Origin of the sequence: Wolbachia endosymbiont (group B) of Pilophorus perplexus (assembly GCF_964028155.1) — a bacterium.
Classification (GTDB): Bacteria; Pseudomonadota; Alphaproteobacteria; order Rickettsiales; family Anaplasmataceae; genus Wolbachia.
In genome coordinates, this window is sequence record NZ_OZ034754.1 from 590,380 (window position 1) to 615,169 (window position 24,790).

Genomic DNA, 24,790 nt, shown 5'->3' on the forward strand with positions numbered 1-24,790 from the left:
GTGAGTGTTATACCTTGCTTAATATAACGACTATCAGTGTGTAAAATAACTTTGCAAGAAACTTTCAACATCTTTAGCCCGTTAATCACAGCCTTTAACTCCATCTTGTTGTTCGTTGTGTTTTCTTCACCTCCAGAGATACGTTTTTTGATAAAGACACTTTTATTTTCATACATCACCACGGCTGCCCATCCACCAGGCCCCGGATTTCCGGAACATGCTCCATCTGTATATATTGTAACCTTCTTTTTTTCGCCCATACTTACAGGATATAGATTCAACGTAAATTTGCTACCGAAATATGTTGATATTATTTTTTGAATATTTTAAAATGTAAGATGTGAGAGATTGACAAACCTGTCCTTGTATCTTGAAAAAAGCATCTAATGTTTTAAGCTTAAATATTAGATGGAGGAGGAAGAACTCTGAAACCTGTCCAAGATTAAGAATCTGCTCGTGAGATAAGAGCTTCCTCCTCAAAAGTATAGGCTGGACGGTATCATAGAAAAACCTAAGTGGTTCTAATTCTGTATTCACAAGGTAAGCCTTACTTTTCATTTTAATAGTAACGTACGGGGTTATATATGATCAACAATTTTTTAGGCATAGACATTTCAAAAGAACGTTTTGATGTCTTTCTTTCATTCATAAGCAAAAAAGGAAAACGTGAAGCTAGGAAAAGGAGCTTTAAGAACGATGATAATGGGTTTCAAGGTCTACTGAGCTTTCTACAAAAACATAACGTAGAACAAGTGAAAGCTTGTATGGAAGCTACTGGTTGTTATAGCGGAGCTTTGGCTGAATTTCTGCACAATACTGGGCATTTTGTTAGTGTTATAAATCCTTATTGTATTAAATCTTATGCGAGGAGTAAGCTTGTACGACAAAAGAATGATCAGACTGATGCAGAAATTATTGCTGATTATTGCCAAAGACAGGAACCTTCTCGCTGGACACCGCCTTCTTCTGAATTGAAAAAACTAAAACATCTTTATCGCTGCTCGGCTGCGTTAAAAGATGAATTGACATTAGTAAATAACCACTTAGAAAAAAAAGAGAGACTGCCAAAAGAAGTTGCAAATGCTTGGGAAGACCTTGCAATGAACATAGAACAAAAAATAGAAACAATAAAAAACTCTGTACGTGAACTACTAAAACAGCACAAAGAATTGTTGGAAAATTTTCAACTTTTATTAACTATTCCAGGAATAGGAGAGGAATCAGCAATAGCTATTTTAGCTGAAGTTCCTGACATAAAGGCTTTTAGAGATGCCAGGCAATTGGCAGCATATGCAGGAGTTATACCACGAAACATAACGTCAGGTTCATCTGTACATGCCAAGCCCAGATTAAGTAAAGTTGGTTCGCGAACATTATGTAAGGCACTTTTCTTTCCTGCTATAGTAGCTAAGAATCACAATCCTATCATTATGAGCTTTTGCCAAAGATTAAAGGAAAAGGGTAAGCATAATATGGCCATCGTTGGTGCTGCAATGCGTAAACTACTCCATACTATTTTTGGTATCCTGAGATCCAAAAGTGCTTTTAATCCTGACCATATTAAAAACTACAGGGCTAGGAGGTTGACTGAAGTTTTAGTAATTTAAGATGCTACCATCTAATATAAAATAGTATTTTATATAAATTCGTTTAATGTAGTTGGTTAATGTATATGTTGATAAGTAAATTCCTGCTGTCTTATATATAAAACTAATTTACTTATCAACATATACATTAACTATAATAATCTTTATACCACTAAACAGTTGGCAGTATTTTGTGATTTTACAATACAGCTTAAGGTTCAATTTTTATAATTTTTTTGTTGACTGACGAGACGGTATCTCACGATGCTAGGTAAATCGTAATTGAGCTTTTAGGCTCATATTTTTATTAGGAGGTTAATCTCTCACAATGAAAATAAATATTTTTAAGCTCTTCATAGCTCATCAATTCATTTGCTGGGGTTTTTAAGGTGTTTTATAAGGTAATTATGAAAAGATGATCAAATCTACATCTAAAGCCTTAAATGCAATTCTCAGATGATCTCTGACAGTCGTTTTTTCATCAACACATTTAAAACAATAAAAAGATTGAATATTTCTTCAGAATTGTGTATAATTATTAATGCTTTTTAGGTTAATTCGTCATGGCTTTTTCTAAATTTCTTGATCCAAAAAACGATCTTAGTTTTAAGAAAATCTTTGGCTCTGAAAAGAATAAAAATATCCTCATTCACTTCCTCAACGATATCTTGGACTTTTCTACTTCTGATCAAATAATAGAAATTGAATTCCTCAGTACTATCATGGATCCTGAAATTGCCTCTGACAAACAAAGTATTGTTGATGTTCTTTGCAAGGACTCTATTGGTAATAGATTTGTCATCGAAATGCAGCTCGCTCGTGATAAAGGCTTTGAAAAACGTGCTCAACTTTATGCTGCTAAGGCTTACTCTCGGCAATTAGATAAATCTGGTAATTACATTGATCTTCAGAAAGTCTTCTTTATTGCTATTTCCAATTGTAACCTTCTGCCTGAAGAAGTTGACTATATTTCTACTCATAATATACGGGATATCAAAACCAATGGGCATTACTTGAAAGATCTGCAATTTGTCTTTATTGAGTTGCCTAAGTTTTCAAAAAATAAGGTAGAGCAATTAGAGAATACTACAGAAAGGTGGTGTTTCTTTTTTAAATACGCAGAAGATACAACTGATGAAGATTTAAGAAAAATAGCAGAAAAATCACCAATAATAAAGCTAGCATATGATGAATTAGACAGGTTTCGCTGGAATGAAAAAGATTTGATCGCATATGAGGAAAGAATATTGAGTGTACAGAAAGAGAAGGCTATTTTGGAACAACGTCTTGATGATGCTAAACAAGAAGGTAGACAAGAAGGTAGACAAGAAGGTAGACAAGAAGGCATCCAAATCGGCCATGAAAAAGGCAGAGCGGAAGGTAAGGAAGAGGGAGAAAAACAAGCTAAAATTGCTGTGACTAAAAATCTACTTAAAGCTGGCGTCTCTACTGACATCATATCACAAACTACAGGTCTTTCCTCTAATGAAATCAAACAATTACAGGCAGAAAAGACCATATAGTTCCTCGATTTATCGCTCTAACACATTGCCTATTTCTTTAACCACTGATGTTCCGTTTAAGAAAGTATCAGGCTTTTTAGATAACTCTACTTTCCTTGAAATTTCCTGACTCAAGTCTTTATAAGGCTTTTCTACTTTCTGTTGTAGCAGTGCAGTTTCTTTTTCCCCTTCTAATTGGTTTCTTAAGTGAGCTAGAAACTTATCAGTTTGTTTAAATTCTGGACACGCTTTTTTTGCAAATGAATATAAAGTTTTTGATACTTCAGAAAATTTTCCATTTCTTATTTTTCCAATTATAGCTGATTGCACTACCGCAGGATCAAAGTTTAGATTTGTTACTGATATACCTGATTTAATGGCCGTTTCATTCAATACTTTCTCAAATCTCTCTATGATACTTAATGCATGGCCCTGTGCCTCTAGAGGAGATATAGACTGATCTACTGTAGAAATGTACTTTTGATCTGTAACTTTTCTAATGAGCACATCAAGTAATATTATTGTACCATTCACATCTATTTGTGCATCAACTTGTGAGATTGAACTTGGAGTACTTGATGTTTCCTCAGATTTAGAACCTAATAACCCACTCACAGAGCTTTTCATCCAACCAAATAAATCATTTATCCATGAAGATGGTTTTATACCATTACTACTCACCATTCTACGATTTCTAATGCGCTGTCTGCTATGCTCATGTCTATGCCTACGAAGTTGATCAGATACCATAACCTCTGAATCGTTTTTTGTACGATTGAAAACATCATTATACACTTGATCCTTATGTCCTTTTTTCACAACACTCACGTCTCTTGCCGTACTTATTTCTTCCTGATGATCTTTTAACACTACCTCTTTATCAGCAAATTTTACAGACAAGGTTTTCATCTTAGGCTCTTCATAGAAATTTTTAAAATATATGATAGATGACTTATCCACCTCCATATCATTTCCGTTATTTGTTATGATACTGTCATTAAAAGCGTCAGTACTGATCAAATCATATTTATCACAAACAGAGATATACTACACTGCTTTGAGTTAATCTCATATCTTCGTTTATCATGGACTTTCACGCCCACGCCTTCTGGAAACGTTACCAACTCCTGGAGATCTTAACTCATTTCCAGGTCTTGCATCATAGCTACTATCTCTAGCAAATATATATTCTAGGTTAGCTATACGTTGTTGATCTATACTTAATTTCTCCGAAACATCTTTTCTCATATCTATAAAATAATTTTCACCCCTTCCTTGAACTTGCAATTCGTCTCTTATTTGATCAAGGACATTATTTCCACTTCTTTGCAACGCAGCATTAATGTCTCTAGCATTTTCTAATGCCCATAAACCGCAGTTGCAACCGTCTCTCTGTTGAGTAATAGAAACATCATTAACGTTAATTTGAGCATCTTGTAAAACTTGACGAATATTATCTGGAGCATTACTACCCAACGAGTCTGCATAGTAACCATTGTACTGCCCATTTTGATGAGAGACGACTAATGTAACCCAATGATTGTTATCTAAATTAACAATTAAAGTTAATGGCTTTCTTTTATCATCTGTTGTTACTTTACTCTGAAATTTTTCCAATTGACTAGCTATATGGTTTACTGACCCTACAACCTCAAATGACTCATCAGTTCCATCAATTCTATAATCATATTGTACCCTTGCAACGTCAGCTATATCATGTTGTTGAAGCCAGTAATGATAATCGTTTTCTGCTGTTGCAGATTCTAAAGTAGGCAATTCTTCTTGTATAGCCATATTCTTAAGTCTTTGTGATAGATCCTTTAGCTTTTCTAAATGTTCTTCCATGAATACGTGAATAGAACTATGACTCACTTTAGCAGGAATAAGCTCATCACTCGTTAATATTAAAGAATTTTTATCTTTAGCTCGCACATTAACAACTACACCCATGAAAAACATTTTATCACTATCTGTGATTGCTTTCAGTGCTGCCCCTTTAGCATATCTAATGTTTTGTTCTTTTGTTAATTTAGCAACTTCCTGTTTTAGCTGATCTTGATTTAAGTTTTTATCTATAAGCTTAAATTCCAACGCTATAGGAATATATTCTTTAGTACCCTGAGATGAAGGACCAATACCTTGAATCACCATATCAACACGACCACCTGCTCCTACTTGAAATTCAGGTATAATTATAATTTTTGCAGAATCTTCTTGGTTTGTAGAAGTCTCTTTTAGCTTCAAATCACTATAACTACTAAGGAAGCCATTAAGCACAGCTTGTAATCTTGCTTCATTTGTAATCAAACCTTTAACAGGGTAAATCGCATCTGCTATCTCAGTAAGTAGACTTTTATAACCTAGCAATAAGTCTGTACCTTCAGAAGAAGTAGCATATTGAGAAGTAATTGCTTGATTAAATTTTGCCTTTAATTCATCAGAATTAGGCATCTTAAGAAAACTACCTGTAAACTGCTGATCGATACTACTTGGCTTATATTTACTTACCTGTTCTATTTCAAAAAGTTCTTCAAAAGATAACCCCGTTTCATATTTTTTTAGGCTCATTTTAATTTCTATGACATTGCCTACTTTTCCTATTCCAGGTATGTTAAGCACTGGAATTTTTTTATCAGCATAGTTATCTAAGTGAAGAAGGTTGCCCCTCCTCACTCGACTTCAAAACCGTACGTGAAACTTTCGCTTCATACGGCTTCTCTCTAGCTTGGTGCTTTTCATGCATACTTCTGTGTAAATTATCGTGACAATGTCCATGTAGCATAGATAAGTTTGTGATTGTATTATTTTGCTTATTTTGGTCCTTATGATGTATTTCTAAGATATCACCATTCTTAAACCAAAGTTGACAACAATCACACTTACCTTGTTGCATCTTCAGAAGTTTTATTGTTTGTGGTGATTTATCAAGTATTTTACTCATACGCTTTCCCCAATAAGTCCAGTCTCCATCATATGGAGATTTGGCTCCAATCACTTTGACATGTCGTTTAATGTCATGATCTCCGTGTTTAATAAGACGCATTCCGTTACTTGTCATATATCGCCATTTATCGTTACCATACTTCTTGAAGTATTTTCTTTTGATCCAACATCTTCCTTTGTTTTGGTGTTTAAACATTGCCCATTTCCAAAGTTTTCTAAACATTGTATTATCCATTGCACCAAAGGCTTTAGATGATACCACCGAAGCGTAGTATTGACACCATCCTCGAATAATTGGATTAAGGTGACTTATTACTGCTTCTTGTGATTCACCACGCATTTTCTTTAGCTTACTTTTAATGACTAATGAGTGTTGTTCTATAGAGTTACGACTTGGTTTGATGATAGACTTGTATGACATCTTATTGTGTTTTGTTGGATATTGCCGTATTGTAAAACCAAGAAAATTGAAACCTGGTTTTATTCCTTTCAGGAATTTTTGAGTATGAGAAATTCTTGTTTTTGAAGGGTTCAACTCTAATCCAATAGTTTTTAACCATTCTTCAATCAGAGTTTTTGCTTTCAAAACAATTTCCTCACTTTCATGAAGTACTACAAAATCGTCTGCATAAGTGATTACGCTGAGTGATCTTTTCGCATTTTCCCTACATGTTCTGCCAGGTTTCGTTTTCCTGTAGCTAATTAGCTCCTCTGCCATTATTTCTTTCAGATAATTTTCTAACCCATGTAGAGCAATACATGCCAGTAATGGAGAAATTGTCCCTCCTTGGATTGTACCGCTTCTAGATGGTTGAAATATCCTATTTTCCATCACACCTGCTTTCAACCATCCTTTTACTATCTTCCTTAAAGTTGGTGTGGTATTGAGTTTTTCTAACAGTATATGATGATTTATATTATCAAAACACCCAGAAATATCAGCATCTAAAACAAATACTGTTTTCTTGATGAGTGCTTGAAATATAGCTTCAATGGCATCATGACATGATCTACCAGGTCTAAAACCATAAATGTTGGGCTCAAACTTTGCTTCCCATTCTGGTTCTAGCATCATCTTAACAAGTGTTTGTTTTGCTCGATCTGTTATTGTTGGTATCCCTAATGGACGTTTTTCACTTTTTCCAAGCTTTGGAATCCAAATGCGCCTTGATGGCTTTGCTCTCTCCTTTATATCTAAGGATTTTGCCAATTGCAATCTTTCTTTTTGATTAAGGTTAGCTTTTCCATCAATACCTGCAGTTCTTTTTCCTCTATTGTCCTGAGTTACCTTTCTCACAGCGATCATCCTAGCACTTGTCGATTTTTGTAATAATCTCTGAAGCTCATGCATCTTTTTGATATCATTACATTTAGAAGCTCGGTAAATTCGTTTTTGTAGCTTAAATGAAGACTTTTCTAGCTTGCGCCAAGGAACTTCATTCCATTCATACCTAACTTTTTGTTGGCTCATAACATATTCACTACTATTCATAACTTTACCTTCCAAGTTACAGTGTCCACGTCTGCGTATCCTAAGCATTACTTTAGGCATTAGCTTTTTAGACAATCCTTCCAACATAGAAGCTTGCAGTTGGCTACTTGCTTATTACAAAGTATAATAAGAGCTTCTATGTGGTTACTCCGTTCCATGAAACCGTTTCGCGTCAGATTTAGGTTCTTATTTTTTTTTTGCCGGGAGATCGGAAACATCTTGATTAAACGAACCAATTCTAATCATCCTTATTCTCCATACCTTTTGGTCTATGTGTACCAACCTTATTTCACATATTCACAGTAACGACAATTCAAACATAAGTTTCTTTCGTAACCTTACCTGACTCTTCTTGGGAGAATTTATTATAAGGTTTAACATTACTCCCTTTTAGCCCATGCTCGCACCTTAGGTGTTTGCCAGTTTCCTAAAATGTGGGCTATAATTTCAGCCAGATGTTATGGCGGATGGAATTTAACCATCACAATTTCATGACTTCCGGGTCACACTGGTACTCCTGCATTAGATAAACTAAATGAGCTTCGTATTAAGTGTCGTAATACTTCTATCATAGTTGCTTCTACGTTAGCAGTAGTAGGAGTTGCTTTAGAAGTAGCTATTGCAGTCTACTCAGGAATGTTAGCGTTAGGGATAGGAATTGGAGTTTGTTGTCTTGTTGTTGCTGCAATCACATACCATTGTAATAGTCCTGCAAATTTATTGAAAGATAGCAATGCTGAAGTTGCAATTAATCAAATGGCATTAGTAAAATTATAACTTAAGATCAGAAGAAATGGCAGATCAAGTTTAATAATGTTAATTCAGTAATATATTTAGTAAAATCTAAAACTAAGAAAATTCTATACTTGCAACTCTGTGAGATGCTGGTGGTATCTATCTTACTTTCTTGATAGGAATACAGATTACAAGAGATAGGCGATGGAATTTCAAAGAGTTTGCAAATAATAGTTATTATTTGTAGAATATAGAAAAGTTAATAGAGATTTTAATAGTATGCCATCCGTTACTTTTATTTTACCTGATGGAAGTAAGAAAAGCTATGAAGCTGCAGAAGGAGAAACTCTGCTTAATTTAGCCCACAGAAGTGATCCAGATCTGCTTGAAGGTGCATGTGAAGGCTCTCTTGCTTGTTCTACATGCCATGTGATTGTTGATTCAAAATTTTATGATGTTGTAGAAACACATAACCCTATATCTGATGAGGAAAATGATATGCTGGACCTAGCTTTCGGTTTAACAGAGACATCGAGGCTTGGATGCCAAATAAAAATCACAAAAGATATTGACGGTTTGTGCGTAACCGTGCCCAGAGGTACAAGAAATATATCATTAGATAAATAAGAGGATAATGCGTAAAATTTTTATCTATATTCTTATCTCCTTACCTTTGTTTATTCCTCTAGCTTATAGTGGTTTTTGGTATTTTTCTGCATTTAAGGTAAAAAGTCTTTTAACTGATTACATTAATGACGAAAAAGTTGATATTTCACATGATTTTAAGGGGTTTCCTTTTAACCTAGTTTTTCGTGTAACGAATCCAAAATTTTCTAATGAGCAATTAACTGTTTCATCTGAAGCTTTAATGATAAAAAACAGATTATTTGATAAGTCAGTATATATCTATATACCAAGCAATAAAGTAAACATTGCTGTCCGTAGTGATGAGAAAAAGAATATAAAGTGTCACACACACGTGAGTAGCCACTTTGTTGTTAAACTAAATGATTTACTATCTTCATTAAAATTCAACAGAAATAGCACTGTAATAGACTATATAGATACATTTCGTTACGAAGATTATGGATTAAAATGTGATGTTTTAGAAAATCAGCAAAGTGTTATAACTGAAGTGAATGATAAAAGTAATTACATTCAATTTCACTTTGATAAAGAACTGAATGAAAATACTAAACTAGAATTTGATTTTTATACTTACCGTTATAAACATACTGCAAGTCCTGAAAATTACCTTAGTGTCGACGCTAAATTAGATTATGAATTTGTAAACCATATTTCAGCTTCTAAGATTAATTTCAACATAGAAAAATTTTTGATTGAGAGTAATAACTTTTCTATTGCTGCGAATGGTGGAGTAAGTAATTACAATTTAGTTACATCTTCATTTGAAGATAAAATCAATGTAGCCATATCAAATTATAAAGAATTAATTTCGTTTGTGACTAATGATTCAAAGACTGCAGATAAATTGGAAAAATCAATATCTTCCTTATCAGAAAAAATCACTAATAACGACATTCAATTTTCAATAAAGTACGACAATAATGTAGGTTCAGGCTTTATTGGAAAATTATCCACTACTGATTTTATCACTCAATTCACCAAGAATGAGAATAGTAATTAGCTTACTTTTTACATTGATATTCCATTTAAGCATAAATGCTTTTACTTTGGATGATAAACTAAGAGACGAAAGCATGGAAGAGCGAGCAAGTAGCTTATTTGCAGTAATAAAGTGTCCAGTATGCTCTGGTGAATTATTATCCGAATCTGAGTCTCAAGTTGCATATGGTGTGCGTAAGACAATTCGCAAGAAGATCAGTGATGGATATACTAACGAGCAAATAGTTTCAGAGTTAAAAAATTCTTATGGAGATTCAATTATCATTGTACCACCTGTAAAATCTAGTACCTACATTTTATGGTTTACTCCTTTTATAATTCTTCTTATTGGATGTTTTCTAGTACGAAAATCAGTTCAGAAAATAGATAAAGTAGTAAAAAGATAACTATAGAGTAAAAGTGAGTTTACAACAAATGCAAGTAGCTACTATACGAACATTTGAGTTTAGATCAAAGATTGTAAGGTTAAATCTTCCATCCAAATAACCACGCACTCTACCTGCTTATCTGGGTAGACTTCTTGCACTAAGGTTTTATAGATCAACATTTGCTTTTTTATTTCATTTGATGAGGAAATAGAAACGTTATGGTGTGATTTATAGTCAATTATGATTGCTTTGTCTTCTGTTATGCACAGTCTGTCTAGCCGCACTAATACTGGTTTTCCGTCAATTGTTCCACTAAGTGGAATTTCTGATTTGCCCTCCAAGTCGAACAGGTAATCATATTTTTCATTAAAGGTTAATATTTTGCTGTAAATTTCATCCTTATCTTCACTAGTGTTTATGCTATCAAGATATTTCCTAACCCAATTTTTTCTCCTGTCTTTCTCTATCTTGGGCATATATTGCAATATACTGTGAATTATTAAGCCTCTTGCATAGCTGTCTGTCGTCCCAATGCTCCTTTTTGTCATTCCAGCATTCTCATCTGTCATCCCAGTGCTTGACACTGGCTTTTTTTCTCCAGGTTCCAGCGTTACGTGCTGCAATGACATTGATAGGTTTGATGGAGGTGAAATCACTGGAACATCAAAATAATCACGTTTTTTATAAATAGAAGGGTAGTTTGCATTCATGCATAGCACTTCAACTTTTTCTTTAAATATCGGCTGTAAGTATAGTTTTTTCCTCTCATATAATGCTCCATATTGAATAACTAGATCATACCAAGAGCCCTTTTGCACTGGCTCTTTGCCTAAAATGTATAACTCATCTTCAGCACGCGTAAGTGCCACGTACAGCAAACGCAAATATTCGTTATAATCCTCTAGTTTTTTCTCTCTTTTTACTTGATTACAATAAGCATTACTATTTTTGCCACACCAAAATGGTGCTTCCGTTGCATCAAACAAAATATTTTCGCTGTTTCTTGGTACCGTATTTGTGTCAACTAAAAACACTATTGGAGCTTGTAGACCTTTTGATTTATGAATTGTCATTATTCGTACAGCATTGAGTTTTGATTGCATATCGTTTTTAATCTCAGGATTATTTTCTTTGATCCACTGAACAAATGCTTGAAGAGATGGGTGCTCAAATTGCAATACGAGGTTCATAAATTCGTCTAGAATCTCGAAGCACTCAAGACCTAGCCTTGCAGCAAATTTCTTCCTGCCTGTGCGCAATATATGAGTGAATAGTGTAAGGGGGGATTTTGTCTGAGATAAATTAATTAGATAGTTTAATTCATTAGAGATAATCTCCTGATAATCTTGAAGTTTTTCCCACAACGACTGTTCTTTACGATCGTATGCAATATTGAATAAATCATCCTCAGTGAAGTTAAATAGCGGTGATTTTAAAACATTTGCAAGAGCAAGATCATTTGCCTGGAGGAGCAAAAATTCAGCTAAAGCTATTAAGTCCTGCACAGCTATGTAATCCATAATTCTAAAATAATCTCGGCCTATAACTGGTACATTTACTTTTTTTAGTTCACTTATTATGTAATCAACTAACACATTTCGCTGCCGTACCAAAATCATAATATCCCTTGGTTCTATATGACGATCTTTGGCGACTAAAATCCGCCCTTCGTTTAACCAATTGTGAATTCTTTGGGCTATTGCCTGAGCAAGTAATCGATCCTTTACTACATAATCTTTCCTCTGTGTTAAATGAATTTGTAAGGCTTGCTGCTCTTCCTCTTCATATCCTGGCAGTAACGGCCAAATTTCAATGTATCCTTGATCGTTTTCTCTATATGGAATATGTTTTATCTTGTTATCATTGAAAGATATTTCTTCACGAAAATTGTTAAATATTCTGTCTACAAGCATCAAAACTTCTGGAGTTGAGCGAAATGACTTTTCAAGTTGACATGATACCCAATCTCTGCCACCGGTTTTCGTGTGAAAATATTGCTGCATGTAATTAAATAGATGGGGATTTGCTCCTTGAAATCTGTAAATGGATTGTTTTACATCCCCAACAACGAATAAAGTTCTCTTTTCGTCACCACCGGTAAAAAATTCATTGCAGAGATTTGTTATAATTTTCCATTGACTGATACTATTGTCTTGCGCCTCATCAACAAGAATGTGGTCTATTTTTTGATCTAGATTAAACAATATCCAATCTTTATAGCCTGGATTGCTAAGGAGATTTGTTGCTAAATTGATGATATCATCATAATCAAGCAGTGCATTCTTTGATTTTTCACTATTATATAGATCAACATATACTTTAAATATACTAAGTAAACTACTGGTTCTTGCGAATATTTGATAAGAATTTATGTCCTTTACATGGGTAAACAATGCATTTTGAATGCTTTCTATCATTTGCTCTACGTCTTCAAATTTTTCCAAAGCACCCTTTGTTATAATGGATGATATGCTCTTTTTTTCGTACGATTCTGATTTGAGAAATACTTTAGCTAAGTTCTCTATCTTGTTGTCATCCAAGTAGCTGACACTGGGATCCATATTTCTTTTTTTCTGGATCCCAGTGTCAGCTACTTGGATGACAACATTTGGTACGGACGATTTTCTGCTATTACACCAATCATAAAGTATCGCACTGTAACTCTGATCTCTTTTGCTGCCCTCACTTAATATTTTAGCTAATCTTTTTATCTGCTCAATCGTTTCACTCTGTAAATCGTGAATCTTATCTGGGGCACTTAGTTTATCTTTGATATACCCTAAATTATTTTCTAGAGCTGATCTCTTTATACATAAGGTATAGAGCAAATCACTCAGCTTGTTTTCATCAAATTCAGCTGCAATGATATTTATATCGTCCTGCACAGTTTCATTATGAAGCGTTTTTTCAAATATGATGGAATGCAATTCTTTACATTCGCTCAACGTACAATTTGGAGCGATACCAGCTTCTGTAGGAAAGCTGGAGATTAATTTGTAACAAAAGGCGTGTATAGTTTGAATATTAAGACCAAGATTTTCCAGTTCAGAAAAAAGCCTTCTTGCTCTTGTTAAATAATCTTTATTTTCTCTGGTTACACACTGGGCTAATTGTTCTAAATCTGCGACCAATATACCCTCTGGATATATTGCCCACTTACTAAGTGTACTGTAAATGCGATCCTCCATTTCATTTGCTGCAGCATTGGTGAATGTTAAGCAGAGAATATTTCTCTTATTCTCTAATAGAAGTCTTAATACTCTGTCTATTAAGATCTTTGTTTTACCTGTACCAGCTGATGCACTTACCCATACAGAGAAGTTAGGATTTATGGCATTTGATCTCATTAGGAGTGTATAAAGTTTGACTGAAGTGGCATTTCAAGTATAGTAAATAAGATAGTGTTAGTGAAGATATACAGATGGAAAGTTTTTGTGTAAAGGCTCCTGCAAAGATCAATCTTTTTTTACATATTATAAATAGAGAAGAAAGAGGGTATAATTTAATTGAAAGTTTGGTTGTCTTTGCTAAACTTTCTAATTTTTTAGAGATAAAAGTAGGAGAAAAAAACTTTAGATATGATAACTCTACAGTTGAATTTGTAAATTCTGAGTTTAGAATAAATTATCGATATAATACTATAACGAGAGCAGTGAGTCTACTGCTTAGGCATGCTCCTGTACGCACTAAAGTCACTGTGAAGGTTGTAAAAAATGTACCAATTGCTGCGGGATTTGGTAGTGGTTCCTCAGATGCTGGAGCTGTGATACGCATGCTGGGAGAGCTTTGGAACATTGATAGGCAATTTTTAAATGATATAGCTTTAAGCGTTGGTGCTGATGTACCTGCAAGTATAGATAGTAAGCCAGTTTTTGTCAGAGGTGTTGGTGAGGAATTATGCCCCATTAAACAATGCTCTTTACCCACAAGTCTGGTACTTGTGAAACCGAAAAAAAAGTTTTTGAATACATCAGAAGTATTTTCCAAGTATAAAGAGGATTTCTCTCAGCCAATTAAGTGGAGTGATAACACTGAGGAGAATTTGTTAGAGCTTCTTAAAGAGACAAAAAATGACCTGCAAGAAGCAGCAATAAGTCTTGTACCTGAAATTCAGAATGTAATATCAACACTAGAGTCACAAGAAGGCTCTATACTTTCTCGTATGTCAGGTAGTGGTGTAGGGTGTTTTGGAATGTTTGATAGTGAAGAAAGTGCAAAAGCTGCAGCGGCAAATATCAAAAAGGAATATCCAGAATGGTGGGTGTGCGACACGGAATTAATGGTTTGATTTATGCCCTTAATTTCCAAGAAGAAAAATCTTATAGATGGTTACAGGGAAGAAAGATTTTGGGTAAATAATCAAGAATATCATGGCTCAATTATAATTTTTCCTGAAAAGGTGATTGAATTGAAAGAAAGTGATATAAATAACAAGGAGTATTTTAAATCTTTTTTAACAGAGGAAATAGAGATTTTGATAATAGGTACTGGTAAGATACGCGATTGTTCAATGAAGTCTTATCTTATGGAGCAAAAGAATTTAAATTTTGAATTTATGACGACGGGTTCTGCATGCAGAACCCATAACGTTTTAATATCTGAAGATAGATTTGTTGTCAGTTATCTGATAGCATGTTAGAGATATTTACACAGAGTTTTTTTATAAACAGTCTAATTGCGGTAATTATGATTAGCCTAGTCACAGGAGCTCTAGGGTCATTTATGATATGGCAAAGGTTATCGTATTTGGGTGATAGTTTGTCCCATTCTTCATTGCTTGGTATTGCACTTGCTTTGATCTTGAATATCAGCCCATCGGTAAGTATAATGCTCATTGCAATTATGTTTGCTATACTACTTTCTCTTAATTTTAATAAATTATACTCTGCTGATACGATATTGAACATAGTTACCAATGTAGTTTTATCATCGAGTTTAATACTTATGTCTTTTCTTCCATCAGGTAATAATAGTATTATTAGCTCACTTTTTGGTGACATATTAATGATTGACCAAAGTAATATAATATCAATTTTTCTAACCTCCGTAATAGTTACTTTGATATTAATATTTAGATGGCGCTATTGGCTGATGATTTCGATTAATCAAGATTTGGCAACAGTTGAGAAAGTAAATGTTAATTTTGTTAGGCTAGAATTTTTGATTATACTCGCTATCTTTATTGCAATTTCTGCTCAATTAATAGGAATATTACTCATTGCTGCATTTTTGTTAATACCTGCTGCATCAGCAAGACTCATTTCAAAAACTCCAATGCAAATGATTATTGTTGCAACAGTTTTTTCTGTGATTTCTGGAGTATCAGGTTTGATATTATCTGCAAGTTTTGACTTATTAACTGGACCTGCAATTATACTTATCGCAGCTGTGTATTTAATCATTGCTTATTTTATAAGATTGGTGTTAAGTAGATTGACTTAATTTTGGTCTCGGAAGTTCATAATTCATTAACAAATGAGTGTAACTATCTGAGCGTAAAGTAGTTTTTGCTACGTTGTTTTTATGTGCTAATTGTTAATTTGTGGAGTGAAAGATATGGCCGAAGGATTTTTTTCTAGATATATAGGACAGCCTATAAAAAATTTTTATAATTATGTTACGGGAAAGAAAGAAGTGTCTGATGATATGCAGAATACAGCAAATCAAGAAAGCTCAGAATTGTTGGAAACTGATGTGCAATCAAATGATGTACCACCAAATAGTGATAATATAATATAGATGGCATGAGAATCACGCCATCTAAAGTTAAAAAATTCCTTGAGAAACCCGATACTTTAAGTGGTGTATTAATTCATGGGAGTGACAATAGTAAGGTCGATATTTTTGTACAGGAAATAATTGCCAACTTGAATGAGTATTCAGTTCAGGTGATGGATTTTGCAGTAGTGAATAAGTCGCCTGGCTTGTTATTTTCCGAGTTGGCAAACATTTCGATGTTTACTAAAAAAAGGTTAGTTAAGCTGATAAATGTCAGTGGAAGTATATCTAAAGAGTTAAGAAACATATTGGATCATAATATAGGCGATCATTATATAGTAATGATAGCAAATGATCTTCCATATAGTTCTACAACTAAAAGTTATATGGAAAGCTCAAAAATTTTCGGTGTCATTACCTGCTATAAGGACAGCGGTAGTAATCTTTGTGATATTATATCAAGTTACTTGAAACAAAATGATATAGAGTGCACAAGTGAGATAATCTACCACTTGCAGTCTTATTTTAATCATAGCAAACTGCCTATATATTCAGAGCTTGAAAAATTAGTTTTATATCTAGGAAAAAGAAAAGATCTTAAACTTGCTGATATAGATCTATGCTTTTCAACCTCCGGCAATGATTATGTTACACTTGATAATCTGTGCTCTGCAATAGTGAGTAAAGACATGGGACAATTCATCAAAATTTCCGATGTATTGATATTACAAGAGAATTTTTCACCGATAGCATTAATCCGTATTATATCAAATTATTTTCTACGGCTAGAAAGCGTTTTGCTGTTAATACAAAATGGAATGAATGAACAAGCTGCAATTGACCAGCTGAGTCCTCCATTGTTCTTCAAACAATTGCAGAGTTTTAAATCTCATTTGAAAAGTTTGCAACTTTCAGAACTTAAGAAGATCTTAGAAAATTTGATGAGCTTGGAAGTGACTTGTAAAAGAACTGACTTGGACCATAAAATGATCTTTCAGCATGAGATTAACTATTGGTGTTATTCGTTCAGCAGAGTAGTAAAATAAGGTAGACGAGAAAAAACAACTAAATGTTGTCATGAAAGTAGCTGACACTGGGATGGCTTTGTTGCATCACTCAAGTAAAAAGAGCTAGCAGTTACTGACAAAATTCACTATAAGACAAGCATTTAACCTACGAAAGAAAAATATGTCACAAAAAATGAGAGTCAGTAACTGCCATGGTGCGCCAAGGTGCGCCAAGAAGTGCTTGGAGAACAGTTGGTGAAAATCCAACACAAACAAAGTCTAGCCAACAGTTTGGAACAGACCACTATGTTGCATGAGGTAACGAGTGTAATAGAGCTAGTGGGATGGACAATGCAGGGTACAACGAAAGTGAAGGGATTGAGTTCCGAAATACCTGAAGACATAGAGGTCGACATTTTCATGGCCATGGAAGACAGCATGAAGGATAGCGTAAAGGCAAGTTATCACTCACTCTATCGGGATCTGAGACCGTGCCATGTATTGAAATGGACTTCAAGTGAACTTGGGAGATCCTATGCATTCCTACAAAGGTACGCTGGAACAAGTCAACAAAGGCAAGAACTAGCGGAAGATGCAGGGGAAGTCGGACTGATTGATAGTACTCAGAATGTGGGAAAGCCACGTACAAGGGGAAGCGATCAGCAATATAGTAACTGGAATAGGGATTGCTAGGCCAATACAACGGAGGTTGGAATAACATGCAAAATAAACTAAACCAGATAGCAGTAAGAGCAAAGCAAGATAAGCGACTAAAATTCACATCGTTAGTCCATCTGATAAATACAGAGAATCTTGCGAGATGTTATAAAGAACTGAAGCGTAACAAGGCTTGTGGAGTAGACCAGATAACAGTGGAATCATACGGAGAAAATCTGAATGAGAAACTCGAAGTGCTAGTAGAAAGTATGAAGAGGAAGCAATATCAACCACAACCAGTAAAGAGGGTATATATACCGAAAGCTGGAAGTAAAGAGAAACGCGGACTCGGAATACCATCGACCGAGGATAAATTAGTACAGATTATGCTGAAGAAGATACTAGAAAATATTTACGAGGCAAACTTTCTGGACAGCTCATATGGATTTCGACCTGGAAGAAACTGTCATCAAGCGGTAAATGCACTAGATAAAGCAGTTATGTACAAGCCAATAAACTACATTGTAGAAGTGGATATCAAGAAGTTCTACGATAATATACAGCATAAATGGCTAATGAGATGTCTAAGGGAACGAATAACTGACCCAAATTTGCGGTGGTTAGTAAAGCGGTTTCTCAAGGCAGGGATAGTCGAAGCTGGAAATTATGAAGCAACAAAACAAGGTACACCCCAAGGTGGTATAGTAAGTCCTGTATTAGCAAATATATACTTACATTATGTGTTGGATTTATGGATAGAAAAGAAATTTAAACCAAGATCCAGAGGATATATACAACTAATAAGGTTTTGCGACGATTTTGTGGTTTGTTGCGAAAGTAAGGTAGACGCGGAAGAATTTCTGGAATTACTGAAACAAAGGCTAAATAAATTTGGGTTGGAAGTATCTGAAAACAAGACCAGAGTAGTAAAGTTTGGCAAGAGGGAGTGGCAACAAGCGATAAGAGAGAAACGAAGGACGGAAAGTTTCAATTTTCTGGGGTTTACGCACTATGGTGCAAAAAGTCGTCGTGGTAGATTAATAATGGGACATAAAACCTCAAAGTTAAATCTAGCCAGAAAACTAAAAGAAATCAAGGAGTGGTTGAAAATAGTCCGCGGAAGTATTCGACTTAAAGCTTGGTGGCAAGTACTGAAGGCTAAATTAACAGGACACTATAACTACTTTGGTATTAGCGGAAATTATTGGTGTTTGAAACAATTTTACACATCAGTAAGAAAGCTAGCATTTAAATGGATAAATCGGCGTAGTCAGAAAAAGAGTATGACCTGGGAACAGTTTGTACACTACGTAGAAGTAAATCCATTACCAAAGCCAAAAATACATTTTTCTTTATATGCATAAGAGGGACGACTGTGAAAACTAATATTGATGAGCCGTGTGCGGGAAATCTGCAAGCACGGTTCTTTAGGGGGAGTTGTAGTAATAAAACTCAAACGAGAGGAGTAAAGCTACAGCTTCTACCGAACATCAAAAATTTAAGATATTTTTAAAAAATTACCTTTTGATTTACAAATAGAAATTGGTTGAGTGTTTGCCATTTATTCTTATAAACAGCATTTTGCTTTTTTTAGCACGTAGTAATTCTTGAATTCTATGATATTATTTTTGTAACATTGTTATATATATCATAATAACGGCACTTGCTGAGTGCATTAAGTAATTTTATGCGCAGTGGAATGATAAGCGTTTTCACAAACACATTTTACTACATGATCGGCGTTGATATTAAAGTGCTTGTAAAGTGTTTTATAAGGTGCTGATTCTCCGAAACTTTTCATACCAATAAATATACCGTTTGAACCTATATATTTATGCCAACCCATTTCACTTCCAGCTTCAATTGCAACTTTGATGCTGTCATTATTTAATACTACCCCTTTATATTCATCACTTTGCTCGTCAAAAAGCCTCCAACACGGCATAGAAATGACCCTTGTACCTACACCTTTTTCCTGTAATTTTTCTCTTGCCTCAACTGCAATTTCAACTTCAGATCCGGTAGCAAATATCGTCACTTCTAGCTTCCCTGAATATTCGCATAGTATATATGCACCAAATTTTGATAGGTTGGCCAATTGGTCAGTATAAGAGTGCATGTAATTAATATTTTGCCTTGAAAGCGCAAATAGTGCAGGTGACTCTTTTTTTTCAAGTGCAATGCTAATGCACTCTAAAGTTTCAATTGCATCAGCTGGCCTAAAAACATATAGATTTGGTATAACTCGCAAAGAGGCTAAATGCTCTATTGGCTGATGAGTTGGACCATCTTCTCCTACTCCAATTGAGTCATGAGTCATTACATATATAACCTGCTGTTTCATCAAGGCTGAAAGACGTATAGCAGGGCGGCAGTAGTCGGAAAATACTAAAAAAGTTCCACCATAAGGAATAATCCCACCATGAAGAGCTATACCATTCATACAAGCTGCCATAGCGTGCTCTCTCACTCCATAGTGTACATAAGAGCCACTATAATTATTACTATCTATTGCCTGCATGTGCTTATATTTAGTACAATTTGAACCGGTAAGATCAGCAGAGCCACCAATTAGTTCTGGCATAGACTTAGTCAATAGTTCCATTACTCTGCCGAAAGAAGACCTAGTCGCTTCTTTTGGCATTAGCTCACATATTTGTTTCTTCAGGTTAGCTAAGTCATTTTCGATATTGTCTGGCAAACGTTTCTCAAGTCTTCTTTGTAGTTCTTCATTGATCAAGGATGTATAGTTTTGCTTTGCCCTCTTAACTGTTTCTATCCAAGCGTTTCTCACATCTTCTGGTACATGAAATGGTTCATAGTCCCAATTTAATTTTTCTCTCATCTGTTTTACATCTTCCTCTGTAAAGGTACCACTATGAGCAGAAGATGTGCCAGCACGGCTCGAAAATTTTCCGATAATAGTTTTGCAACAGATTAGTGTAGGTTTATCAGACTTTTGTGCCTGTTCTATTGCAAGGGATATGGAATCAAAATCATGCCCATCGATTTTGTCAACATTCCATCCATACGCTGAAAAACGCTTTTCTACATCATCAGAACAAGAGAGGCTAGTAGAGCCGTCTATAGAGATGTCATTGTCGTCAAAAAGTGCTATCAGCTTATTTAATTTAAGATGCCCAGCAAGGGACGCTGCTTCATGGCTTATACCTTCCATAAGACAGCCATCTCCTAGCATTACATAAGTGTAGTGACTGATTTCAAACTGCTTTTCAAGAATCGATTCAGCAAGTGCCATGCCAACAGCAGTGGCAAATCCTTGACCAAGCGGGCCTGTTGTTGCTTCTATACCAGAAGTTAAGCCAAATTCTGGGTGACCTGGAGTTTTTGATGTAAGTTGCCTGAAGTTTTTTAGTTCATCTATACTAATGTAGCCTGTCAGATATAATATAGAGTATTGCAACATTGAACCGTGACCATTTGATAGGACGAAACGATCTCTACTGATCCATTGAGAATCATCAGGGTTATGGTTTAGGTATTTAGCAAATAATACAGTGGCAACATCTGCCATGCCAAGTGGCATACCTGGATGTCCAGAATTTGCTTTTTGTACTGCATCAATTGATAAAAAGCGGACAGCATTTGCCATGGATTTTAGTAGTAGATGATTCATGTATTAATAGGAAAACTTAAAAGTGAAGTATACTATATCATAGTGGCAAAAACAAGTTGACACTTAATGTTAAAATCATTAATAATTTATAGTTAGATTGTGAGAATTTTTGTATGACAACTGTTATCAATAGAAAGTATAGAATCAGTCGCAGGCTTGGTGTAAACTTATGGGGTAGAGCAAAAGATTCGGTCAATAAAAGAAAATACCCTCCAGGTCAGCATGGTATTCTTGGATTTAAGAAGTTATCTGATTTTGGTAAGCAGTTTGCTGCACATAAAAAATTTAAGTTCTACTATGCAATTTCAAGTAAGCAGCTTAGACGTACATTTTTAGATGCCTACAAAAGAAAGGGTTATACGGCTGATAATTTTATTGGTGCCTTAGAATCAAGGTTAAGCTCTGTTTTATATCACTCTGGTTTTGTGCCAACAATTTACTCGGCAAAACAGCTTATATCTCATAAACATGTTACAGTTAATGATAAGGTGGTTAACATATCAAGTTATAGAGTGAAGCCTGGTGATATAGTAAAAATAAGGGAAAGAGCAGCAAAAATTCCTATATTAATAGAGGCTGAACAAAAACAAGAACGTAAGGCTCCAGATTATTTAGAGGCAGATAGCAAAGCACTTTCAGTGAAGTATTTGAGAGCGCCTCAATATTCCGAAGTCCCCTATTCAGCAGACATGGAAGTCAATTTAGTAGTAGAATTTTACTCTAGATAAACAACATAAGGCCCGTGTGGCGGAATCGGTAGACGCAGCGGACTTAAAATCCGTGGGTTTTGCGACCTTGGGAGTTCAAGTCTCCCCATGGGCACCAGTTTAATTTATCAAAAAAGTATGAAATGGCTTGATATAGAAGATATTGCAGAAGCTCTAGAAGAGAAGTTTCCCAATAAGGATATAATTAGTATTAGATTCACTGAACTTAAGAAAAAGATCTTGGGTTTGAAGGAGTTTGATGATGATGAAAAGTATTGTAATGAAAAAATATTAGAGGCCATTCAAGCAGCTTGGATTGCAGAAAGATCTTAAAAAACAGATAGCTATAAGAAAATTACTGCATACAGTAAAAAGATAATTTTCTTGGAAATACTATACTTTACCCGAATTTTAATTAGCTTCATAATAATTTAACAAATTAAAATTAAAAATGATTACAAGGTAGGAAACACAAAATTCTGGCAAATGCTAGATATACAAATACTGCTTTTTATGTGTGAGGCCGAGGATCATGAAAACAATAAGTTAGTTTTTTGTATAAGAAAGTTGTAATATAATTTAATTTTAAGCACTGGAAAGATGTTTAAATATAGCGGGCCAAAGAAATTAAAATCTATAATAGAAAACTATGCATTAAAATGCATGAAAAATAAGATCAGCAAAAATGAAATACGTCTTATTTTAAACTGGAAAAGTATAGTTGGAGAGGAATTAGCAGAATGTACAAAACCACAAAAGATCTCATACGCACAAAACGTAAATTCTGGTGTTCTGCATCTGTTAGTAACAAATGGCAGTAAAGCATTAGAAATGCAGCATATGGTTTCTCTTGTAATAGAAAAAATTACAGTGTTTTTTGGCTATAAAGCAGTATACGGTATAAAAATCAAGCAAGGGAGTTGACTATTTAACTATATCAGGTTAACCTGGTTGAATAGGATAAATTGGTATATTGAAGTGAGTAGAATTTGTGAATTAACAAATAGAAAAAAGTCTTTTGGTAATAAGGTATCGCATTCAAATCGTAAAACAAAGCGTACCTTTCTCTTAAATTTACATAAAGTTACATTGACGAGTAATATATTAGAAAAAAAGTTTAGCTTTCGTATAGCAACAAGAACTTTAAGAACTATAGACTATAAAGGTGATCTTGATGCTTTCTTGCTCAATACAAAAACAATTAAACTAAGCAAAGAAGCGCAAAAGATAAAAAGAAGATTAAAGAAAGTTTTAGCAAAACAAGAGGTAGAGCTAGCTGTTTCAAATGCATAGTAAGCCTACATGGCTCAGAGCAAAAGCTCCAGCTGGTAAAGTATTCAATGAAACCTTAAATACTGTTAAGCTACATAACTTACATACAGTATGCGAAGAAGCTGCGTGTCCAAATATTGGTGAATGTTGGAATAAACGTCATGCTACTGTGATGATTCTCGGTTCTGTTTGTACTCGTGCTTGTGCGTTTTGCAACGTTGCAACTGGCATTCCTGATAAGCTCGATCCTCATGAACCAGAAAATTTAGCAAAAGCAATAAAAAAGTTAAATTTAAAGCACGTTGTCATTACCTCTGTTGACCGTGACGATTTACCAGATGGTGGTGCAAATCAGTTTATAAGGTGTATAGAAGAAATTAGAAAGATAACTTCGGAAACAACAATAGAGATCCTCACTCCTGATTTTTTAAATAAGAAAGGAGCGTTTGAAGCAATAGCTATTGCATCACCTGATGTTTATAACCACAACATCGAAACAGTGCCAAGGCTGTATGCAAAAATAAGACCAAGAGCTCGTTATTTTCATTCACTATATTTGCTAAAGATGGTGAAACAGATTAATTCTAAACTTTTCACGAAGTCAGGGCTTATGGTTGGTCTTGGAGAAACAAAAGAAGAAATCTTTCAGGTTATGGATGATTTACGTAGCGCCGAAGTTGACTTCATTACAATTGGTCAATATTTGCAACCAACTCCAAAGCATGCAAAAATTGATAGATATGTTACTCCAGAAGAGTTTGAGCATTATAAATATATTGCTTATTCTAAAGGCTTCTTGGTAGTTGCATCAAGTCCATTAACCCGTTCATCATATCACGCTGAAGAAGATTTTAACAGGCTCAAGTCCTGTAATTGACATCTCGATTTTATTGTCCCAAATTTGGGACAATAAATCAGAAAAGCTTAGTGAGTTGCCCTAGGCTTGACTTTTTACTTAGCTGATCACAAAAAGTATGAATTTTACAGCACCTAAACCAGCTGTTTAAGATCTTATATAAGCAATTGACAGCTACTGAGATGCCAGTTAAAATATTTACATAGTATATTAACAGAGGGTAAGGTGGGTTTTAGTGGATATGTACATGATAAAGCTTTAACAATATCAGATGTAAGTGCTAAAATTGATATAAGAGAGCTAGCAAACTTTCTACAGAGTAAAAAAGGCATTAACGAGCTTAATTTAATAAATGTAGAGATTGATAGTAAAGATGTAAAAGAGTTAAGTAAACTTACACATCTTACTTCGCTCACTCTAAGGAACAATAAACTCGGTTTTGAAAGTGCAGGATATATAGGTCAAGGCAATCTAAAAAACCTTACTTTACTTGAAATAAGTAATAACAATATTGGAGACAGAGGTTTTGCATTTTTGATTGGCAGCAAACGTCTCCCAAATCTTACTTTATTAAATGTAGAAAACAACAACATTGTTGGAGTGTGGCGCCACCACTATGGAGGAGATATAGCACTCAAAAATCTCACCTCACTTTATGTAGAA

Annotated in this window: 24 protein-coding genes, 1 tRNA gene and 1 pseudogene; 20 read left to right on the forward strand and 6 right to left on the reverse strand. The window is 34.6% G+C overall.

Translation table 11 applies throughout. The features are described from left to right. Nucleotides 1–2 precede the first annotated feature (2 nt). Nucleotides 3–260, reverse strand: a pseudogene (locus ABWU28_RS03110) (RNase H family protein); the annotation flags it as partial. Between the two features lie 324 nt (nucleotides 261–584). Between ABWU28_RS03110 and ABWU28_RS03115 the strand changes: the two are divergent. Together ABWU28_RS03115 and ABWU28_RS03120 are read left to right on the forward strand one after the other, a co-directional pair. Further along, on the forward strand, nucleotides 585–1,607 hold the full coding sequence (locus ABWU28_RS03115; RefSeq protein ID WP_264377700.1) for an IS110 family transposase: 1,023 nt from the start codon (nucleotides 585–587) through the stop codon (nucleotides 1,605–1,607). A 542-nt stretch (nucleotides 1,608–2,149) separates the two neighbouring features. Next, nucleotides 2,150–3,109 carry an Rpn family recombination-promoting nuclease/putative transposase gene (locus ABWU28_RS03120; RefSeq protein WP_353275610.1) on the forward strand — a complete coding sequence of 320 codons (960 nt, stop codon included), beginning with the start codon at nucleotides 2,150–2,152 and terminating at the stop codon, nucleotides 3,107–3,109. A 9-nt stretch (nucleotides 3,110–3,118) separates the two neighbouring features. Here the strand turns inward: ABWU28_RS03120 and ABWU28_RS03125 are convergent, their stop codons facing one another. The 3 genes from ABWU28_RS03125 to ltrA (ABWU28_RS03135) form a co-directional block, all read right to left on the reverse strand. Next, a complete protein-coding gene (locus ABWU28_RS03125) occupies nucleotides 3,119–3,997 on the reverse strand; it encodes a latrotoxin-related protein (protein WP_353275612.1) in 879 nt (292 codons plus the stop codon). 174 nt (nucleotides 3,998–4,171) lie between these two features. Then, nucleotides 4,172–5,761: a hypothetical protein gene (locus ABWU28_RS03130; protein ID WP_353275614.1), complete on the reverse strand. Its 1,590-nt coding sequence runs from the start codon at nucleotides 5,759–5,761 to the stop codon at nucleotides 4,172–4,174. Next, nucleotides 5,730–7,610, reverse strand: a complete 1,881-nt coding sequence (ltrA, locus tag ABWU28_RS03135) for a group II intron reverse transcriptase/maturase (RefSeq protein ID WP_353275141.1) — start codon at nucleotides 7,608–7,610, stop codon at nucleotides 5,730–5,732. Before ltrA (ABWU28_RS03135) ends, ABWU28_RS03130 begins: the two co-directional genes overlap by 32 nt. 549 nt (nucleotides 7,611–8,159) lie before the next feature. Here ltrA (ABWU28_RS03135) and ABWU28_RS03140 point away from each other — a divergent pair. The 4 genes from ABWU28_RS03140 to ABWU28_RS03155 all read left to right on the forward strand — a co-directional run bounded on the left by ABWU28_RS03140 (nucleotide 8,160) and on the right by ABWU28_RS03155 (nucleotide 10,291). After that, entirely contained in the window at nucleotides 8,160–8,300 is a 141-nt protein-coding gene (locus ABWU28_RS03140; protein WP_353275616.1) for a hypothetical protein, read from the forward strand. A 237-nt stretch (nucleotides 8,301–8,537) separates the two neighbouring features. Next, nucleotides 8,538–8,885: a ferredoxin family 2Fe-2S iron-sulfur cluster binding protein gene (locus tag ABWU28_RS03145; RefSeq protein ID WP_007302681.1), complete on the forward strand. Its 348-nt coding sequence runs from the start codon at nucleotides 8,538–8,540 to the stop codon at nucleotides 8,883–8,885. Between the two features lie 7 nt (nucleotides 8,886–8,892). Continuing rightward, entirely contained in the window at nucleotides 8,893–9,906 is a 1,014-nt protein-coding gene (locus ABWU28_RS03150) for a hypothetical protein (RefSeq protein ID WP_007302682.1), read from the forward strand. Further along, complete coding sequence (locus ABWU28_RS03155) at nucleotides 9,890–10,291, forward strand: cytochrome c-type biogenesis protein CcmH (protein WP_012481753.1); 402 nt, start codon at nucleotides 9,890–9,892, stop codon at nucleotides 10,289–10,291. The genes ABWU28_RS03150 and ABWU28_RS03155 overlap by 17 nt, the downstream gene beginning before the upstream one ends. A gap of 59 nt (nucleotides 10,292–10,350) precedes the next feature. Here the strand turns inward: ABWU28_RS03155 and ABWU28_RS03160 are convergent, their stop codons facing one another. Then, nucleotides 10,351–13,620: a UvrD-helicase domain-containing protein gene (locus ABWU28_RS03160; RefSeq protein ID WP_149168871.1), complete on the reverse strand. Its 3,270-nt coding sequence runs from the start codon at nucleotides 13,618–13,620 to the stop codon at nucleotides 10,351–10,353. A 74-nt stretch (nucleotides 13,621–13,694) separates the two neighbouring features. On the opposite strand from ABWU28_RS03160, the gene ABWU28_RS03165 reads away from it, so the two are divergent. The 8 genes from ABWU28_RS03165 (at nucleotide 13,695) to ABWU28_RS03200 (ending at nucleotide 19,168) form a co-directional block, all read left to right on the forward strand. Next, nucleotides 13,695–14,561, forward strand: coding sequence for a 4-(cytidine 5'-diphospho)-2-C-methyl-D-erythritol kinase (locus tag ABWU28_RS03165; RefSeq protein WP_353275619.1), 867 nt, complete (start codon nucleotides 13,695–13,697; stop codon nucleotides 14,559–14,561). Nucleotides 14,562–14,564: 3 nt separating this feature from the next. After that, nucleotides 14,565–14,912 (forward strand): Mth938-like domain-containing protein, encoded by a 348-nt coding sequence (locus ABWU28_RS03170; protein WP_007302686.1) that lies wholly within the window; start codon nucleotides 14,565–14,567, stop codon nucleotides 14,910–14,912. Further along, nucleotides 14,906–15,715 carry a metal ABC transporter permease gene (locus ABWU28_RS03175; protein ID WP_353275621.1) on the forward strand — a complete coding sequence of 270 codons (810 nt, stop codon included), beginning with the start codon at nucleotides 14,906–14,908 and terminating at the stop codon, nucleotides 15,713–15,715. Before ABWU28_RS03170 ends, ABWU28_RS03175 begins: the two co-directional genes overlap by 7 nt. Nucleotides 15,716–15,829: 114 nt before the next feature. Further along, the gene (locus ABWU28_RS03180; protein ID WP_007302688.1) at nucleotides 15,830–16,012 is read left to right on the forward strand and encodes a hypothetical protein; all 183 of its coding nucleotides are present in this window, start codon (nucleotides 15,830–15,832) and stop codon (nucleotides 16,010–16,012) included. A 5-nt stretch (nucleotides 16,013–16,017) separates the two neighbouring features. Beyond that, nucleotides 16,018–17,037, forward strand: coding sequence for a DNA polymerase III subunit delta (gene holA / locus ABWU28_RS03185; RefSeq protein WP_007302689.1), 1,020 nt, complete (start codon nucleotides 16,018–16,020; stop codon nucleotides 17,035–17,037). 267 nt (nucleotides 17,038–17,304) lie between these two features. Next, nucleotides 17,305–17,691: a hypothetical protein gene (locus ABWU28_RS03190; protein WP_353274937.1), complete on the forward strand. Its 387-nt coding sequence runs from the start codon at nucleotides 17,305–17,307 to the stop codon at nucleotides 17,689–17,691. A gap of 26 nt (nucleotides 17,692–17,717) precedes the next feature. After that, a complete protein-coding gene (gene ltrA / locus ABWU28_RS03195) occupies nucleotides 17,718–19,019 on the forward strand; it encodes a group II intron reverse transcriptase/maturase (protein ID WP_353274935.1) in 1,302 nt (433 codons plus the stop codon). A gap of 11 nt (nucleotides 19,020–19,030) precedes the next feature. Next, nucleotides 19,031–19,168 (forward strand): hypothetical protein, encoded by a 138-nt coding sequence (locus ABWU28_RS03200; RefSeq protein ID WP_353275623.1) that lies wholly within the window; start codon nucleotides 19,031–19,033, stop codon nucleotides 19,166–19,168. 162 nt (nucleotides 19,169–19,330) lie between these two features. On the opposite strand, the gene tkt is transcribed toward ABWU28_RS03200, so the two are convergent. Beyond that, the gene (tkt, locus tag ABWU28_RS03205) at nucleotides 19,331–21,292 is read right to left on the reverse strand and encodes a transketolase (RefSeq protein ID WP_353275625.1); all 1,962 of its coding nucleotides are present in this window, start codon (nucleotides 21,290–21,292) and stop codon (nucleotides 19,331–19,333) included. A 113-nt stretch (nucleotides 21,293–21,405) separates the two neighbouring features. Here tkt and rpsD point away from each other — a divergent pair, with 113 nt between their 5' ends. From rpsD to lipA, 6 genes are all read left to right on the forward strand, one after another. Then, entirely contained in the window at nucleotides 21,406–22,020 is a 615-nt protein-coding gene (gene rpsD / locus ABWU28_RS03210) for a 30S ribosomal protein S4 (protein WP_006012690.1), read from the forward strand. A 10-nt stretch (nucleotides 22,021–22,030) separates the two neighbouring features. Continuing rightward, nucleotides 22,031–22,117, forward strand: a tRNA-Leu gene (locus tag ABWU28_RS03215). Nucleotides 22,118–22,137: 20 nt separating this feature from the next. Beyond that, complete coding sequence (gene iscX, locus ABWU28_RS03220) at nucleotides 22,138–22,332, forward strand: Fe-S cluster assembly protein IscX (protein ID WP_026097274.1); 195 nt, start codon at nucleotides 22,138–22,140, stop codon at nucleotides 22,330–22,332. 267 nt (nucleotides 22,333–22,599) lie between these two features. Further along, entirely contained in the window at nucleotides 22,600–22,923 is a 324-nt protein-coding gene (locus ABWU28_RS03225) for a DUF721 domain-containing protein (protein ID WP_006012687.1), read from the forward strand. A gap of 54 nt (nucleotides 22,924–22,977) precedes the next feature. Further along, entirely contained in the window at nucleotides 22,978–23,292 is a 315-nt protein-coding gene (rpmB, locus tag ABWU28_RS03230) for a 50S ribosomal protein L28 (RefSeq protein ID WP_149168840.1), read from the forward strand. Continuing rightward, nucleotides 23,285–24,148, forward strand: a complete 864-nt coding sequence (lipA, locus tag ABWU28_RS03235) for a lipoyl synthase (RefSeq protein WP_149168839.1) — start codon at nucleotides 23,285–23,287, stop codon at nucleotides 24,146–24,148. The genes rpmB and lipA overlap by 8 nt, the downstream gene beginning before the upstream one ends. Nucleotides 24,149–24,790 lie beyond the last annotated feature (642 nt).

Coding starts and splice junctions, on each gene's coding strand:
- ABWU28_RS03170 (WP_007302686.1), top strand. CDS start 14,565: ATGCCCTTAATTTCCAAGAAGAAAAATCTTATAGATGGTTACAGGGAA.
- tkt (WP_353275625.1), bottom strand. CDS start 21,292: ATGAATCATCTACTACTAAAATCCATGGCAAATGCTGTCCGCTTTTTA.
- lipA (WP_149168839.1), top strand. CDS start 23,285: ATGCATAGTAAGCCTACATGGCTCAGAGCAAAAGCTCCAGCTGGTAAA.
- ltrA (WP_353275141.1), bottom strand. CDS start 7,610: ATGTTGGAAGGATTGTCTAAAAAGCTAATGCCTAAAGTAATGCTTAGG.
- ABWU28_RS03160 (WP_149168871.1), bottom strand. CDS start 13,620: ATGAGATCAAATGCCATAAATCCTAACTTCTCTGTATGGGTAAGTGCA.
- ABWU28_RS03155 (WP_012481753.1), top strand. CDS start 9,890: ATGAGAATAGTAATTAGCTTACTTTTTACATTGATATTCCATTTAAGC.
- ABWU28_RS03190 (WP_353274937.1), top strand. CDS start 17,305: ATGTTGCATGAGGTAACGAGTGTAATAGAGCTAGTGGGATGGACAATG.
- ABWU28_RS03145 (WP_007302681.1), top strand. CDS start 8,538: ATGCCATCCGTTACTTTTATTTTACCTGATGGAAGTAAGAAAAGCTAT.
- rpsD (WP_006012690.1), top strand. CDS start 21,406: ATGACAACTGTTATCAATAGAAAGTATAGAATCAGTCGCAGGCTTGGT.
- iscX (WP_026097274.1), top strand. CDS start 22,138: ATGAAATGGCTTGATATAGAAGATATTGCAGAAGCTCTAGAAGAGAAG.
- ABWU28_RS03150 (WP_007302682.1), top strand. CDS start 8,893: ATGCGTAAAATTTTTATCTATATTCTTATCTCCTTACCTTTGTTTATT.
- ABWU28_RS03175 (WP_353275621.1), top strand. CDS start 14,906: ATGTTAGAGATATTTACACAGAGTTTTTTTATAAACAGTCTAATTGCG.
- ABWU28_RS03140 (WP_353275616.1), top strand. CDS start 8,160: ATGTTAGCGTTAGGGATAGGAATTGGAGTTTGTTGTCTTGTTGTTGCT.
- ABWU28_RS03115 (WP_264377700.1), top strand. CDS start 585: ATGATCAACAATTTTTTAGGCATAGACATTTCAAAAGAACGTTTTGAT.
- ABWU28_RS03120 (WP_353275610.1), top strand. CDS start 2,150: ATGGCTTTTTCTAAATTTCTTGATCCAAAAAACGATCTTAGTTTTAAG.
- ABWU28_RS03180 (WP_007302688.1), top strand. CDS start 15,830: ATGGCCGAAGGATTTTTTTCTAGATATATAGGACAGCCTATAAAAAAT.
- ltrA (WP_353274935.1), top strand. CDS start 17,718: ATGCAAAATAAACTAAACCAGATAGCAGTAAGAGCAAAGCAAGATAAG.
- ABWU28_RS03225 (WP_006012687.1), top strand. CDS start 22,600: ATGTTTAAATATAGCGGGCCAAAGAAATTAAAATCTATAATAGAAAAC.
- holA (WP_007302689.1), top strand. CDS start 16,018: ATGAGAATCACGCCATCTAAAGTTAAAAAATTCCTTGAGAAACCCGAT.
- ABWU28_RS03165 (WP_353275619.1), top strand. CDS start 13,695: ATGGAAAGTTTTTGTGTAAAGGCTCCTGCAAAGATCAATCTTTTTTTA.
- ABWU28_RS03125 (WP_353275612.1), bottom strand. CDS start 3,997: ATGAAAACCTTGTCTGTAAAATTTGCTGATAAAGAGGTAGTGTTAAAA.